This window comes from Synechocystis sp. PCC 7509 (assembly GCF_000332075.2).
Lineage (GTDB): Bacteria > Cyanobacteriota > Cyanobacteriia > Cyanobacteriales > Chroococcidiopsidaceae > Aliterella.
Map to the genome: position 1 here is coordinate 3039265 of NZ_ALVU02000001.1, position 16533 is coordinate 3055797.

General features: G+C 41.0%; 13 protein-coding genes. 5 read left to right on the forward strand and 8 right to left on the reverse strand.

What is annotated here, in order from left to right:
• Positions 1-185: 185 nt before the first annotated feature.
• Entirely contained in the window at positions 186-704 is a 519-nt protein-coding gene (locus tag SYN7509_RS26065; RefSeq protein WP_009633041.1) for a pentapeptide repeat-containing protein, read from the forward strand.
• A 45-nt stretch (positions 705-749) separates the two neighbouring features.
• Here SYN7509_RS26065 and SYN7509_RS0215190 read toward each other — a convergent pair whose 3' ends face one another.
• Positions 750-2435, reverse strand: coding sequence for an NAD(P)H-quinone oxidoreductase subunit 4 (locus tag SYN7509_RS0215190; protein WP_009633042.1), 1686 nt, complete (start codon positions 2433-2435; stop codon positions 750-752).
• Between the two features lie 102 nt (positions 2436-2537).
• On the opposite strand from SYN7509_RS0215190, the gene SYN7509_RS0215195 reads away from it, so the two are divergent.
• Positions 2538-4166 (forward strand): glycosyltransferase family 39 protein, encoded by a 1629-nt coding sequence (locus SYN7509_RS0215195; protein ID WP_009633043.1) that lies wholly within the window; start codon positions 2538-2540, stop codon positions 4164-4166.
• A gap of 76 nt (positions 4167-4242) precedes the next feature.
• Here SYN7509_RS0215195 and SYN7509_RS0215200 read toward each other — a convergent pair whose 3' ends face one another.
• Positions 4243-5319: a RuBisCO accumulation factor 1 gene (locus SYN7509_RS0215200; protein WP_009633044.1), complete on the reverse strand. Its 1077-nt coding sequence runs from the start codon at positions 5317-5319 to the stop codon at positions 4243-4245.
• 792 nt (positions 5320-6111) lie between these two features.
• On the opposite strand from SYN7509_RS0215200, the gene SYN7509_RS0215205 reads away from it, so the two are divergent.
• Complete coding sequence (locus SYN7509_RS0215205; protein WP_009633045.1) at positions 6112-7461, forward strand: hypothetical protein; 1350 nt, start codon at positions 6112-6114, stop codon at positions 7459-7461.
• Positions 7462-7496: 35 nt separating this feature from the next.
• On the opposite strand, the gene glmM is transcribed toward SYN7509_RS0215205, so the two are convergent.
• The 4 genes from glmM to SYN7509_RS0215225 form a co-directional block, all read right to left on the reverse strand.
• Complete coding sequence (gene glmM / locus SYN7509_RS0215210) at positions 7497-8945, reverse strand: phosphoglucosamine mutase (protein WP_009633046.1); 1449 nt, start codon at positions 8943-8945, stop codon at positions 7497-7499.
• A 150-nt stretch (positions 8946-9095) separates the two neighbouring features.
• Positions 9096-9395: a DUF7734 family protein gene (locus SYN7509_RS0215215; RefSeq protein WP_009633047.1), complete on the reverse strand. Its 300-nt coding sequence runs from the start codon at positions 9393-9395 to the stop codon at positions 9096-9098.
• Between the two features lie 8 nt (positions 9396-9403).
• Positions 9404-9997, reverse strand: coding sequence for a DUF3177 family protein (locus tag SYN7509_RS0215220; protein WP_009633048.1), 594 nt, complete (start codon positions 9995-9997; stop codon positions 9404-9406).
• A 139-nt stretch (positions 9998-10136) separates the two neighbouring features.
• A complete protein-coding gene (locus tag SYN7509_RS0215225) occupies positions 10137-10358 on the reverse strand; it encodes a Calvin cycle protein CP12 (RefSeq protein ID WP_009633049.1) in 222 nt (73 codons plus the stop codon).
• Positions 10359-10680: 322 nt separating this feature from the next.
• Between SYN7509_RS0215225 and SYN7509_RS0215230 the strand changes: the two genes are divergently transcribed.
• Positions 10681-11880: an FIST signal transduction protein gene (locus SYN7509_RS0215230; protein WP_202807329.1), complete on the forward strand. Its 1200-nt coding sequence runs from the start codon at positions 10681-10683 to the stop codon at positions 11878-11880.
• 17 nt (positions 11881-11897) lie between these two features.
• Positions 11898-12533, forward strand: coding sequence for a tRNA (guanosine(46)-N7)-methyltransferase TrmB (gene trmB / locus SYN7509_RS0215235; RefSeq protein WP_009633051.1), 636 nt, complete (start codon positions 11898-11900; stop codon positions 12531-12533).
• Here trmB and SYN7509_RS0215240 read toward each other — a convergent pair.
• Together SYN7509_RS0215240 and ppsA are read right to left on the reverse strand one after the other, a co-directional pair.
• A complete protein-coding gene (locus SYN7509_RS0215240; RefSeq protein ID WP_009633052.1) occupies positions 12530-14035 on the reverse strand; it encodes a dolichyl-phosphate-mannose--protein mannosyltransferase in 1506 nt (501 codons plus the stop codon). The two genes, trmB and SYN7509_RS0215240, sit on opposite strands and share 4 nt — an antisense overlap.
• Before the next feature lie 34 nt (positions 14036-14069).
• Positions 14070-16505 carry a phosphoenolpyruvate synthase gene (gene ppsA / locus SYN7509_RS0215245; protein WP_009633053.1) on the reverse strand — a complete coding sequence of 812 codons (2436 nt, stop codon included), beginning with the start codon at positions 16503-16505 and terminating at the stop codon, positions 14070-14072.
• Between the last annotated feature and the right edge of the window lie 28 nt (positions 16506-16533).

Genomic DNA, 16533 nt, shown 5'->3' on the forward strand with positions numbered 1-16533 from the left:
TTTTACTAAATCCCAGGAAGTTGTCCTAGCGCGATCGCCTGTAGGGATTATGTAACAGGATTGCCGCTTACGTTCAATGGCAGTAGGGCGATCGCATTTTGTCTTCGGTTTTAGTCCAACATTTATAACTGGTGCGGTGTTGTCTATATTTTATAGATACCAGTTAGTAAATTCGGAGATAAGTTATGGCTGAGATTACTAGAGAAGAGTTGTTGGCTCGCTATGCTGCTGGTGAAAGAGATTTTAGTGGGTTGGATTTGGATCGGTTGGACTTGAGTGGGTCTGATTTGAGCGGAGCCAACTTCACTCAAGCCATACTTAGTCAATCCGATTTGAGCGGAGCTAACTTGAGTGGAGCTAACTTCAATAAGGCTAACTTGAACAGCGTTACTGCTGAAAATACCAACTTCAGGAATGCCGACCTCAGAAATGCTCAGATCAGCTATGCCTATATGACTGGTGCTATTTTTGAAAGAGCCAACTTGTATGATGCGTCCCTTGCTGAATCTAACTTGAGGAGAGCCAGTTTTGAGGGAGCTATCCTGAAAAACGTTTGTCTCATTAGTACTGGATTGATCGATGTCAACCTTAAAAATGCTGATATTGAAGGGGTTAATGTAAGTGACGAAACTGTTCTCGATGGAACTAAATACTGGGAAGCTCTTAATTATACTATTTCTGGCATCGACGATTTTATTGAATGAAGACCGTCAATTTGCCTATATTGACGGTAGCAAGATTTGACTTTGTTACTTAACTATCCCTAAAACCTTTGCTGTTTCTACTTGAGCAATTCTTTTAGATGCTACTAATCTATTGGCATAGATTCCGGGGTTTGTTTGAGCTATTTGGGTGTAGGATTGACGAACTTGAGCGTTAACGGCAACGGTTTTGACATCGTACATTTGCATTGTAAATTTAGGGTACAAGCCAATGCCAATAATTAAAACAATAAAACTAGCTGCAATGGATAGTTCGCGCCAACTTGCATCTCTGTAAACCGCTTGAGTGGGAAGAACGCAATCTGTACCAAAACAAGATTCTTCGTCTTCTTGATTTTGAACTTGATCGTCGCCAATATTGCAGTTAAGTTCTGCCCCAGTTCCGTAAAATACCTGTTTCAACATTGATAATAGGTAAATTGGGGTGAGAATTACACCAACGGCGGCAAGAAATACCGTCACCGTGCAGAAGGTTGAACTATAAATATCGCTGGTTGTTATCCCAACAAATACCAAGATTTCACTAGCAAAACCGCTCATTCCGGGGAGTGCTAAAGATGCCATTGCACTAATTGTAAACAGCGCGAATACCTTGGGCATTACTTGACCAATTCCAGACATTTCACTCATTGCCATTGTTTGAGTGCGATCGTAGGTTACACCAGCTAGGAAGAATAATACTGATGCAATCAACCCATGAGAAATCATTTGCAGCATCGCACCGTTAATTCCTATATCGGTGAAGGATGCAATACCCAACAGTACAAAACCCATGTGGGATACTGAGGAGTAAGCAAGACAACGTTTCATGTTTGTCTGTCCAAAGGAGTTTAACGCGCCGTAGATAATGTTAACTACACCCAAAATTGCCAGCAACGGCGCAAAGTAAATGTGAGCGGCGGGGAGAAGTTCTAAGTTTAGGCGAATTAATCCATATCCACCCATCTTTAAAAGTACCCCAGCTAGTACCATTGATACAGGTGTGGAGGCTTCCCCGTGAGCATCGGGTAGCCAAGTGTGCAATGGAAAAATCGCCAGTTTGACACCAAAAGCAATTACCAATCCTGCATACAAAAAGAGTTCTAGGTTAAGAGGATAATCTTTGAGGGCAAGTTGGGCGATATCAAAAGTTATATCACTACCCCCAGAGAATGCCATCCCCAAAGCAGCTACAAGGATAAAAATAGATGCTGCGGCAGTATAAATAATAAATTTTGTGGCGGCGTAACGACGCTTTTTGCCACCCCAAATACTAATAAGTAAATAAACTGGGACGAGTTCAACTTCCCACATGATAAAGAACAGTAGCAAGTCTTGAGCAACAAAAACTCCTATCTGCGCTGAATATAACAGCAACATCAGCATATAAAAAAGTTTGGGTCTGCGGTCAACTTGCCAAGCTGAAAAAATCGCTAGAGTTGTTACAAATCCAGCCAAAAGAACTAGAGGCGCTGATAACCCATCGACAGAAACAGCCCAGTTGAGTTTCAATTGAGGCATCCAAGCATAACTTTCTGCTAGTTGAAAAGTTGCGTTGCTGGGGTCGTAGTTCTGCCAAAAGGCGTAGCATATCAAAACCAAATCTGCGATCGCAACACACAGTGCATACCACTTTACCCGCTTACCGTCTTTGTCTGGTAATACTGGAATTAGTAGAGCAGCGATCGCAGGTAGCAAAATTATTGTAGTTAGCCAAGGAAATTGTGCTGCCATTGCAGTTAATAAGTATATTTGCTCATTGTGTTCAATGACACTATACTACAATGTTTTGTGAACAATTATGAACAATTATTTAGCACCGATCGCACTACTTAGATGAGGGATAATCGCAAATTACACTACTTAGCACTAGCTGCGGCGCTTTGTTTGGGTGCTATTTTGCGGTTAGGAAACCTAGACGGCAAGTTTTTGTGGCTAGATGAAGTAATTACAGCTATTTTCAGTTTTGGGCGCAACTATAATAATGTACCGCTAAACATAGTTATTCCTTTTCATCAGCTACAGCAAATTTTTGTGTTTCAGCCAGAAGTTAGCTGTACTCAAATTGCGGAAAATCTTGCTATTCAATCAACTCATCCACCGTTATTTTTTTGCTTGCTGCATAACTGGTTTAGTTTAGTTAATCCAGTTTCCCCTAGTTGGGTATGGACTTTACGCGCCTTTGGCGTTTTTTGGGGTGTAGTAGAGATCGCAGCACTTTATCTACTTAATACTAAAGCTTTTTCTCCATCGGCGGGACTAATGGCGGCGGTAATGATGGCGGTTTCTCCTTTTGGCGTATACCTTTCTCAAGAAGCGCGTCATTACACTTTGCCTGTATTTTTGATTACCTCAGCATTGCTAGGACTAATTTTAATTCAAAAAGATTTGCTCTCTAAGCGTGTCAGGGTTTGGGTTTGGGCATTTTGGACGACGATTAATATTATCGGGTTATACGTCCATTACTTTTTTATTCTGGCTTTGGTTGCAGAGATCGTGACTTTGTTAGCCGTAATGTACAGATATCGGCGCAACTTACCTCGTTATAGTAAACTTGCTTTGACTCTGGCAATATTAGCGATTATTGTTAGCTATATTCCTTGGCTACCTATCTTAATTGGTCATTTCAGCCGCCCGGAAACTAGCTGGATACCCTCACCTCACAACGTTGCACCACTTTATCAAATCTTTGCTGCTTGGTTACTTGCGATCGCCGCTTTCCCTGTAGAAAATCAACCGATTGCGATCGCAACTTTATCAGGTTTAGGGATATTAGTTTTTGGTAGTTGGGTATTGTGGCTAAGTTTCAAAGGAATCAAGCAATTATGGAAATCGACGAATCTATCAGTTTTTACCCTTGCTAGTTTTACGATTATAGTTTTGCTAGAGTTTTTGGCGATCGTCTACTTTTTGGGTAAAGATATCACCATTACGCCGCGTTATAACTTTGTTTATTACCCAGTTTTTTTAGCTTTAGTAGCTGCCGGATTGAATAAGAGTTTAAAGCGCTCTAAACAAACTTTTAGCTTAATTTTCCTTGGCTCATTACTAAGCTGTGTCTTTGTTATTTCTAATTTAGCCTTTCAAAAACCCTACAATCCCCAACAAGTTGCTCAAAACATCAATTTAGAGCCTTCTGTACCAATGCTAGTTGTTATGGGTTACAGAGATTATCAAAATGTAGCATTAGGTTTAAGTTTTGCTTTAGGGTTAGAAAAGGTGAGAGATTCGGGGGACTTTGTGTTTTTAGAGCGATCGCCTAACGGTTACAATTCTGTATGGCAAAAACTAGCATTGTTACCGCCCTTAAAATCCCCATTACTCAATTTATGGGTAATTGCGCCTGATTTAAGACAGCGAGAATATCCCCCACAATTGGCGCTTTCGGAGCATTCTTGTCTTATAGATACAAAGCAGCATTATCGCATCGGCGTACCTTACCAACTTTACAGATGCAAAAATTAAGGACATCCCGACGACGTAGGGGCGCAATGCATTGCGCCCCTACAATACAATTAATGTTTTGCGCCCCGTAACAATTTTATTCGTCTATTTGCCAAACATCCTTATTAATTTCTTCATCAAAAATCTTCTTAGGACGGATTAATACAATAACTTTACCTAGCAATTGCAAATCTGGCTGGGTTTCAAACCATTGCAATTCTATTTGTCCAGAATTATCCACTATAAAGTAACTGTGTGCATCCCATTCGCGCTCGGAACGATCTACTACTACTAATACAGGCTCAGTAGAACTATTTGGCGCTTCTGGTAAAAATTCCGCCCTAGATAGTATGACGATAGGATCTTCAGCTTTTAATATTACCTGCCATCCTGGTAAAGTAACCCAGGCTTGCTCTCCAGCAAACTTTACCATCCCAAAAGGTTTAATTTCTTCCACCATCGGTACAGCTTTTACATCCGCCGTACTCAAAGGCATTTCTCCAGCTACGGGGACAATTTTGGCTATTTCTTCCTCAGTTTGCAGCCTGTAAAAGGGTAATTTGGGTGCAGGGCGCGTTTGTACTACACTAAAATCCATTAATAGATTTTCAATTTGCTGTCTAGCACTGAGAGAATGAGCAAATTTTAAACCTCTAGCAATTAAACGCGATCGCTCTTGCATATCGTTTTTTTGCCGAATCAAGCGCCAGTAGTGGTAAGCGACAGCATCGCCGCGATGATCGGTAAAGCCGTTAGGTAAGGATGATAAACGGGAATAATCTTTAATAGCTCTAGCAACTTCCCGCGCATCATCAATATTTAACTGATGAGTAACAACCAAATCCGCCGCCGCCGCGCGATCGCCATGATCTAATAGCCGCAATTCGTATAAAATATCGCTACCACGTCCTGTAAAATGCGATCGCACATTTTCCGAAGCCTCAGCTTTTTCTATGGAAGCATAAACTTGAGAGCCTACAATTACCTGGTTTTGCTGGATTGGCTCAAATCCTGTAGCTTCAAAAATAGTTTGCGGACTTAACCCAGATTTTTGTAATCTTGCACAAGAAATTCCCCATTCTACCCAAGTACCTTGTTTCTGCCTCAAGTTTCGGATCAAGGTTTCGCTTTCTTCGTTTGATAGCTCGTCATTATTAGGTGTTAGTTCAGTCATAATTATAGATTTTTTAAGGAAACGGACTAAACATAGAACCCCTAAAAAGAAACTGGGGCTAAATTTATTTTATGTTTGCTTACCTATTCTAGAACGGCGCAGAGCGATCGCACTAATCCGTTAATCTATAAATAAAGCCTAAAAGCAATTACAAAATAATTAGCACTTAAGTATGCTCTGCACAAAATATGGGTAGTGCATTAGAGGAAAAATGAGGTAATAAGTTTTTTACAATGTGATGACAATTGTAGGAAGGGCAGACGATTTAAAGGTCAGACATAGCAATTAGTGCAAAGCAACTGATTCTATTCTTACATCTTTGGAACTACCACATTTAGTAAAAAAATTAGCATTTTCTCGCTCAATTTAAACCTTGACATTTAAAAAAAAGCGTACTTAATGTTTTGAAAATTACATTTTTACATTTATTTATAAAAATAAACTGAAACTTTTTATTACAAAGATTTTGAAAAAAAAACAACAAGTAATTGTCATTAAAGCTACTTGCAAACTTTTATTTGTTTAAGTATAGTCAGTAACTAATTGTTTTAGTTAGAAGACAAAACTAATGTTTATCTACTTTTGAGTAAATAAAGCTAGTAAGTTATATATTTTATTAGCTTCATAACTACAAAATGCTCAACTTTTATCAAACTTTGATTAACTAAACTTTTTTTACATAAATTGCTCTCAGTAAATTTGGAAAGCATATTTTCTAAAATATGTAAAGTTATATGAATTTTTTTATTTTTGAGGTAGAGTTTGTATCAAGTTTTTGATTTGGTGTGAAGAATGATCGACAATAAAAAACAGCATGATAAGTTTATGCTGTTAGCATTTTGTTTTAGAGGCAAAAAGCTGATTGACTCTAAAATTTTGATGGGCTTGGGATTAAACCTATTGTTGTTAATTACAACAATGCGCTCGGTAGAAGCCGCATCAGAGAATGCTCGGCGTGCTGATGATTTTGTAGATTCAATTGGTGTTAATACTCATTTGTTCTACGATTCATCGGTCTACCACCAAAAATATAGTTCGCTGATTAAACCTAAGTTGTTAGAGTTGGGAGTACGCCATATTCGCGATGGTTGTGTACGCAATCTCAACGGCTATATGGATAGACTCAGAGAATTAAAAACCCTTGGGATTCGCTCCACATTAGTTTGCGATCCGCGTTATATTACACCTCAAGCCGCCGTCAATTTAGTTAAAGAACTTGGTACAGATGTAGTTGAAAATGTACAAGGGCCAAATGAGTATAATTTAAGCGGTGATGGTAATTGGGTTAACAATTTACGTAGTTACCAACAACAATTGTACCAAGGACTGAATAATGACTCTGTGACGCAAAACGTGCCAGTATACGGCCCATCACTGACAGATGAACGCGCTTTTAATGCTATTGGCGATCTAAGCGCTTATATTGATTATGGCACTATAAATCACTACTTTTCTGGTCGGCATCCGGGAATTAGCGGTTGGGGTGGTGACGGCTACGGTAGTATTGATTGGAAGGTGCGAATGGCAAAAAAAGCCAGTGTTTCCAAACCCGTTGTAATCACAGAAACAGGTTACAACAACGTTATCTACACCTCCAATGGACATAAAGGCATACCAGAAGATGTTGCTGGCAAGTATATGCCTCGGATGTTGTTGGAAATGTTTAATTATGGTGTTCCTCGGACTTTTGTTTACGAGTTAATTAATACTTATTACTCGCCTAACTCCGTGGATTATAACCTTGGTTTGCTGCGTAATGACGGTTCTGAAAAGCCTGCATTTGTAGCTCTAAAAAATTTGATTGGCTTATTAAAAGACCCAGGTTCTAGTTTTACTCCTGGCTCTTTGGATTATTATCTGGGAGGTAACACTACTAACATTCGTCGTACCTTGTTACAAAAGCGAGATGGACGATTCTATTTGATTTTGTGGCAAGAGGTTTCTAGTTTTAATATTGACACCAAACAGACTATTAATGTCTATAGTCAAAAAGTGAATATAACCATAAATACAGCGATCGCCAAAGCAACTATTTATGTACCAAACAATTCCTCTGGCTCAGTTTTTCAGCAAACCTACCCCAAACAACTAAATATTGATGTTGGCGATCGCCCGGTGGTGATCGAACTTGCGAAAAACTAAGCAATAGAGGCACACAAGCTTTGTGTGCCTCTAAGTTAAGCTATGTAGTTTTGCACGGCGATTACTAATTGTTCCGTCCAATATTGAGTTAAACCTGCGTCGGCGGCTTCTACCATGACGCGAATCACAGGTTCTGTACCAGAAGCGCGAACTAAAATTCGACCTTGGTTTCCCATTGCTGTTTCAGCAGTAGAAATCGCGCTTTGCAAGCGATCGCTTGATTCCCAATTTAGGCGGCGATCGCGGTTTTCAACTCGGACGTTTTTTAGGATTTGCGGGTAGGTGGTAAAGCTCTGGGCGGCAAGTTGTGATAAGGTTGTGCCAGAGCGCTTAACTAAAGCCGCCAAATGCAATCCTGTGGAAATCCCATCGCCTGTAACGCCGTAGTGGGGGCAAAGAATATGTCCCGATTGTTCGCCCCCTAGCATTGCGCCAGTAGTTTGCATTTGAGCTTGAACGTAGCGATCGCCAACGCTAGTACGATATAACTTGCCTCCTTGTTTTTCCCAAGCTCTTTCAAAGCCAAGGTTAGCCATGACGGTAGAGACGATTGTATTTTTGGGTAATTGTTGCGCTGCTTGCAAGCTTTTACCCCACAGGTAAAGGATGTAATCGCCATTGATGGGCTTGGCGCGATCATCCACTGCTAAAACGCGATCGGCATCGCCATCAAAAGCCAAACCTAAATCGGCTTTGTGTTGTAAAACTGCTGCTTGTATGGGGGCTAAATGTGTAGAACCGCAGTTAACATTAATCAAGTCGCCATCGGCTTTGTTGTGCAGGCAAATTACTTCAGCGCCCATCTCTGTAAATACGGCGGGGGCAATTCCTACGGCAGCTCCCCAAGCCAAATCTAAAACAATTCGCATCCCTTGAAGATTGATGCTGTTGGCAAAGGGTTGTTTGATACTTTCTAAATAATCTCTAATTAATTCCGGGCGATAGTAGTGCTGCCCAATAATAGCTTTGTTAATTGGTAATGTACTTTGTCCTCTTACCCCAGCTTCAATTTGATTTTGCAAAGCTTCTGTTAACTTGCCACCATCAGCACCAAAAAACTTGATCCCGTTATCTTCGGGGGGATTGTGGCTTGCGGAAATCATCACTCCACCTACAGCATTGCTAAATCCAGTAAGGTATGCGACGCAAGGAGTTGGGCATAAGCCTAAATTCCAAACTTCTAAGCCGGAAGCCGTTAAACCTGCGGCTACCGCACTTGCTAGGAAGTCGCTAGAGTTTCTTGAATCTTGCCCAACAATTACTACACCGGATTTGTAAGCCTTTTGCAATACTAGCCCTGCCCAAAAACCTACTTGCAATGCCAAAGGAGTATCTAAGATATCGCCCACCCGTCCCCGGATGCCATCAGTACCAAACAAAGGAGATTGGGGAAGGACTAATCTATTGTTACCTGCAAAAAAATCAAAATCCCAAACCAAAGCCTGAGCAACCGTACTTTGGATTTCTACGGGAGATGCGACCATAATTTATTTACTCCACACACAACACACTCATACGGGTAGAGAATAACACTTAATGTTAATTTTGAAAAAGTTATTCGCTAATTTCACCAACAATATGCTGATTTTTGCTGTGTTTGAGAGCCAATACAAGTAGCCGAGGGAGTAAATATATTAAACTCCCACTGCTTTTAATAAAAATTCCATACTCTCCCAGGTTAGTCCTTGTTGGAGGTAACAAGGAGAGTCAGGATTGTAGGGACTAGAGAGGCGATCGATACTAATAATTTTTGCTTGCTTGGGAATCATTGGCACATCGGGATCGAAAGCCGTTGGACGAGTTAAAGAGCTAGAAAAGCCCTTGAAAATAATTATTAAGTCTCTTTCTCCAGCAATTTCCACTTCGACAATTAAAACTTCTTGAGGTTTTTTGAGCGTGTACTGCTCTAAACGCTGACTGGGGGGATAATTCATCAATTATTTTACGAAAGTGCCGAGCGTCCTTGTTTGCCCAACTTAAAAAATACAAAATATACTAAGCAGCCAACATAAAATATTAAACCTACCATCCCCAAAAAGCCTAAAAATCCGGCTTGGGTGTTTGGGTGAAAATACTCTTTAAATAGTAAAGGTGGCTCTAAAAAGGCACGGCACAAGGGAGATCGGATTGCTTCGGTAGAAATCGCACATTGTAAAAATGGCAAAGTGGCGATCGCACCAATAAAACAATAAACTGATATTGCCCACCGCCAAGCATTGAAACTTAAGGTTAGCGCCCCAGGAGAGCGATCGGCAATTTCTTCGTTGAGATCCGCCCAAAACCACAGCGAAATCGGGATTAAAATTCGCGCCATTATTCCTGATCCAAAACCGACAGGAAAGGCAGCTATTAGTAAGTATACAGAAATTGCCAGTAAGCTAGACACGCGCCAGTAGATAGTTAATAAGCGCATTATGGCTTCGGCTTTTTGTGCCAATGCCCAAAGGAGAAGGATTAATGGCAAAATTACTGTAAAGATGACAGCTAGACGGTAGTCTGTCCAGATCAAAGAGCGAAGCCAGTTTTCAGCAAGCATAGATTAAATAAAATAAGCGTGATTAAGGGAAATGCGATCGCCTCTGGTGCTGCGCTCCGCGCGATCGCACAAAAAAGCAACGAAGTACACTTCTTAGCTTAGTGTCCTACGTTGCCAAAATTGAAGTCAGCTTTACTACTTATTCTTCGTACAAACGACATTCATCAGCGCCTGGGTTATCATCGCAGTATCTTTCTAAAGAAGTTTTTGGCTTCACTTGGCGTTGGTGGGCGGCTTCAGCTTGCAATTCTTCTACCACATCCCAACCTGCGGCGCATTCTGGGGAGGTTTCACCCTCAATCGCGCAAGTGTTACGGGCTTGTTCTCTTTCTTGTTCGATTTGTTGATTGATGTTGCTCATAAATTTTATTGCAAATGTATTCCTGTCTTTATTATAAGAAACCTTTGATTTTGAAAGCTTCTTAAGAGCGATATCAGCAGCAAAGATGCTGTTTGCTTACTCTCAAGGCTAACACGCGCCAATGCACGTTTTCAGAGTTAACAGATTATCATACTATTTTCTCGCATTACGGGCAACAAAGGAGTTTTTAGGTGACGGTAAAGGTTTTAAAAATCTTATCAAGGGGAAAAGTTTTACTAATAGTTGACTTTAGTACAGAACAACAACCGATTGCACTTTGGTATGTTGGTGATAGCACCACAGGGTAGAAATCATGACAAAAATGCAGTGGGCAAATGCCCTATCAACTCATTCTTCTTTAGAATCTGCGGTGGCGGAGGTTGTAGAACGTGCTACTTCTATATTGCAAGCACCCGCCGATTTAGCCATAGTATTTATTTCGGCAGCTTTTACTAGCGATTATCCCCGCTTGCTACCTTTACTGCACGAAAAACTCACAGATATTAAAGTATTAATTGGCTGTGGTGGCGGCGGAATTGTGGGGGTATCTCAGTGGGGAGAAATGCAAGAATTGGAAGATTCTCCAGCTTTGAGCTTGAGCCTAGCACACCTTCCAGATGTTGAGATTCAAGCCTTTCATATTGTGCCGGAAGAATTGCCCGATCTGGATAGTCCTCCCCATACTTGGGTAGACGTAATTGGAGTAGAACCCGATTTGATGCCGCAATTTATTTTACTATCCGATCCCTTTTCTAGTAAGATTAACGATTTATTACAAGGTCTTGACTTTGCTTATCCAGGTTCGGTAGTTGTGGGCGGATTGGCTAGTGGTGGCTCAAATCCTGGAGTTACAGGCTTATTTTGCAACGGATGTCTTTACCGCGAGGGAACAGTAGGAGTTGCTTTAAGTGGCAATATTGTTTTAGAAACGATTGTAGCTCAAGGCTGTAGACCCATTGGCAAGCCTTATCAAGTAAGTTCGAGCGATCGCAATATTATCTTAGAATTAGACGAAAAGCCGCCTTTGACGCAACTGCGGCAATTAATTGAAAGTTTGAACGAAGAAGACCAACGCCTGGCGCAAACAGCTTTATTTGTTGGCGTGACGCGGGATGAATTTAAGCAAAATTTGGGACAGGGAGATTTTTTGATTCGTAACTTGTTAGGAGTAGATCCTAACGCCGGAGCGATCGCAATTGGCGATCGCATTCGTCCAGGTCAACGAATTCAATTCCACCTGCGCGATGCTCAAACTTCGGCAGAAGATTTAGAATGGTGGTTGCAAAAATATCAAAAGTCTCATCAATCCCAGCCTAGCGAAGCGGGTGCTTTGATGTTTGCTTGTTTGGGACGCGGAGAAGGTTTGTATGGAAAGCCAAATTTTGATTCAGGACTATTTCAACGCTATTTAAGCGATATTCCTTTGGGTGGTTTTTTCTGTAGCGGTGAAATTGGCCCCGTTAGTGGCAATACTTTTTTACATGGCTACACTTCGGTATTTGGTATTTGTCGTCAACCTTAAAAAATAGAGAGTTTTAATTGTCACCTGTTCGAGTTCGTCAGCACGTCAATCCGTTAGCTATCAAGTATATAACGCCAATTTTGCCTCTAGATTGGCAGCAGATATATACAAATCCTACTCAACCGTTACATTTAGATATTGGTTGCGCTAGAGGACAGTTTTTGCTAGATATGGCAAAACTAGAACCTAATTGGAATTATTTGGGGTTAGAAATTCGCTCTGTTTTGGTAGAAGATGCGATTTCAACTACTCGTAAGCTAAATCTAACTAATTTGCATTATTTATTTTGCAACGTTAATAACTCCTTAGAACCCCTACTAAAATCTCTCTCTCCAGGCACGTTACAGCGCGTCACCATCCAGTTTCCCGATCCTTGGTTCAAAAATCGTCACGCCAAAAGGCGAATGTTGCAGCCGCCATTAGTGGCAGAATTGGCAACTTATTTAGCTAGTGGTGGCATGGTGTTTTTGCAATCAGATATTGAGGGATTATTATTAGAAATGCGCGATCGCTTTGCTAGTCACCCAGATTTTACATTGCAAAGTCTAGAACCCTTACTAACACCTAATCCTTTACCTATAGCCACCGAAAGAGAACAGACGACTTTATCGCGCGGTGAACCTGTTTATCGGGCAATATTTAGCCGTCGTTAAATCCAATTAGGTAGCAATTGCTTTATCCATAACGGTAGTTGCGAGTAATCAAAGTAAGGTAAACGCCAGCGATATTCTTGTAAAGATAAGGGTAAACCCAAATAAACGGGCATCCAGAAGACAAAAGCTAAAAGGATTAATAAAATAGTTGTTAATCCTAGAATGCGGACGGAGGAGCGATAACTTTGCAGCCAGTTATTTATAAAATACGCGATCGCCAGTCCCGAAAATACCGAAGCGCCCATATAGTGATAAATAAACGTACAGCGCGTTACTGGAATCCAAGGTAGCAAATTAGCCAGCCAGTTGAGGACTAAATATAAAATAATCCAGTTGTCGGTAACTTGGCGATCGCTAATTTGGGAAAATAAGCTAAATTTTTGCGTAGACGGGCTATGGCGCAGTACCAACCACAGCATATAAAAAATCGCGGCGGTAGACAGCCACCACAACACCGGATTGCCCATCGCATGAACATCATAAATTATTTTTCCGGTGGTTGCAGGCAACGATGGACTATTAAAGGACAATGGTTCGCTAATACTTCCCGCCGTGCGATACAAGTAGGCGACAGGACGCAACATCAATAGCCAGGTGTACCAATCGGAACAATAAGGATGTACTTTTGCGCCATCGCCGATTCTTTCGTGATAAGACAAAATTTGTTTCTGCATATCCCAAAAGTTGGGCGTAGGATTTTGTTGCAGGTGAGGTATCCAAGCTAGGCTATAAACGGCAACGGGGATAATTGCTAAGTAAACTAAAAGGTGTCCAATTTTAAGCTGACTGAGGTTTTGTAAAGGTGTAGTGTTACGGCGACCTATATAAGCATTTTTGAGCGTATTTAGCCATTTAATCGCTAAAGCTGCCAGCCAAAGCAGATAAATTCCCAGTAAAAACCATAATCCATTCCACTTAACTGCTGCTGATGCACCAAACCACACGCCAGCGAGGGCTAGATAGAGGCTGCGTTTAATGCCATGATGTTTTAGTCCAAATAATACAAACAACTGCCCTAGTAGCCCAAAAATCACTAGATAGATGTTATTTAAAGCGTAACGGGACTCTACTAAAAATAAGCCATCGGTGGCGGCAAATAAGGCAGCAATTAGCGCGTAACTACGGCGTAAACTAATTTGATAAGCGATCGCCGCGATAACTAAAGGAATAAACGAGCCTGTAAACGCGTTAATCCAGCGATAACTCCAAGTAGAACGCACTGAACCCGTTAAATTATTTACGGTATCTTGACCAATGGGAAGATGAGTACCGATCCAAATCCCAATCGCAATAATATACTGACTTAAAGGTGGATGAGCGTTGAAAAACTTGGTATTTGTTAGATAGTTGTTGGCAAACTTAGCATAGTAAACCTCATCAAAGACAAGAGTATTAAAGCGCCCTAATCCCCAAAATCGCAGGATAATTGAGAGTAAAAATACCACCGCTAAACCAATCCAAAACCAAGGAGTTGAGTTAGGGCGCTTGTTAGATGCAAACATATTACAAGGATTCTTAGCTCAAAGGATATTCAAACTAAGATACCTTTTCTGCGTCCGCTACTATCAGCAATGTCTTAAGTACCGAATCGGGATTGAGACTAATTGAATCAATACCTTGTTCGACTAGAAACTTAGCAAACTCTGGGTAATCGCTGGGTGCTTGACCACAGATACCAATTTTGCGATGATTTTTTTTAGCTGATGCGATCGCTAATTGAATCATTCGCTTTACTCCCTCGTTACGTTCGTCAAATAAATGAGCAACTAAAGATGAATCTCTATCTATACCTAAAGTGAGTTGCGTTAAATCATTTGAACCAACCGAAAAACCGTCAAATACTTGACTAAATTCGTCCGCCATAATTACATTACTGGGCAATTCGCACATTACATAAACTTCTAACCCGTTAACTCCTCTTTCTAAACCGTGTTTTGCCATCTCTGCAATGACGCGCTTCCCTTCATCGGGGGTACGACAAAAGGGAATCATCGGAATAACGTTTGTTAAACCCATTTCATCCCGTACCCGTTTTAAGGCGTGACATTCTAGCGCGTAAGCTTCCCGGTAACGTTCATCATAGTAGCGACTTGCACCACGCCAACCAAGCATTGGGTTTTCTTCTTTGGGTTCAAACTGTTTTCCACCCAATAAATTAGCGTATTCGTTGGTCTTAAAGTCACTCATCCGCACTATGACAGGGTTGGGATAAAATGCTGATGCGATCGTTGCTACTCCCCGTGCTAATTTATCGATAAAATACTGGGGTTTATATTCGTATAGTTGCGTTAGCTGGGCAATTTTTGCTTTAACGGTTTCATCGTCTAACTTGTTGTAGTGAATCAAAGCCAGTGGATGTACTTGAATATAGTTAGCAATAATAAATTCTAACCGCGCCAATCCTACGCCATCGTTAGGAATCGCCGAAAAACTAAAAGCTTCGGCGGGATTTCCCACATTCATCAAAATTTTAGTGCGAGTATGGGGTAAGTTTTCTAAAGGTACTTCCCTAACTTCAAAAGGTAATAACCCCGCATAAACTCGTCCTTCTTCCCCTTCAGCGCAAGAAATAGTTACTTCTTGACCAGGTTTTAAAACTTCTGTGGCATTATTAGTACCAACGATCGCCGGAATCCCCATTTCTCTAGCAATAATCGCTGCATGACAGGTTTTACCACCAGAATTAGTAACGATCGCACTAGCTTTTTTCATTATTGGCTCCCAATCGGGATCGGTGCGATGGGTAACTAATACTTCTCCCGCGCGAAATTGGTCAATTTTATTAATATCTACAACGATCCTAGCTTTTCCTTGACCGATTGCTTCTCCCACACTACGACCGCTAATTAAGGGCGATCGCGCATCTTTTTCTGTAAAATGATAACTACGTAAGATATTTTGGGATTTTTGTGATTGTACGGTTTCTGGTCTTGCTTGAACGATAAATAATTCCCCAGTAATCCCATCTTTCGCCCATTCCATATCCATCGGTGTATATTGATTACGGATTTGGCTGTAATGATCTTCAATTTCGCACGCCCATTTTGCTAGTTGTAAAATCTCCTCATCTTCTAAGGCATATTTGGCGCGGCTTACTTCATCTACCAATAGATTTTTAGTAAACTTAGAACCGTCATCGTAGACCATTTTTAGCTCTTTGCTACCAATTCTTTTTTTTAAAATTGGGCGGAATCCTTGCTTTAAAGTCGGCTTAAATACATTGTATTCATCGGGATTGACAGCGCCTTGAACGACATTTTCCCCCAATCCATAAGCCGCAGAAATTAGTACAGCGTTTTTAAAGCCTGTTTCGGTATCAATAGAAAACATTACCCCCGAAGCCGCTAAATCGGAACGTACCATTTTTTGTACGCCCACTGAAAGCGCTACTTCTAGATGGTCAAAACCTCTATGATGGCGATAGGAAATTGCGCGATCAGTAAATAAAGAAGCAAAGCAACGATGGCAAGCGGCTAAAACTCCTGGGGTAGTATGGACATTGAGATAAGTTTCCTGTTGTCCCGCAAAACTCGCATCGGGTAAATCTTCCGCCGTCGCGCTAGAACGTACCGCAACATCTGTTTCGATACCATAGATTTGACATAATTGCAAGTAGCTTTGAGCGATCGCCTCTGTTAGTTCTACAGGAAAGGCGGTTTGCATAATTAGACTTCGCGCTTGTTTTCCTGCTTGCTGCAACTTATGCACATCATCTATATCTAAGGTTGCAAATAAGCTGCTTAATTTTGCTTTTAACCCAGCTTGCTCAATAAAGTAGCGAAAAGCATAAGCTGTAGTTGCAAATCCGTCAGGAACTTTTACGCCACTCGGAACTAATTGCTGGATCATTTCTCCTAAAGAGGCATTTTTTCCCCCTACTAAAGCAATATCACTAATTCCGACTTGATTAAACCATAAAATTAGCGATCGCTCTTTAGAGGATAAAGAATTTTCTTGCATCACTACAACCATATCTTTCCTCTACTTTGATTTTTTATGC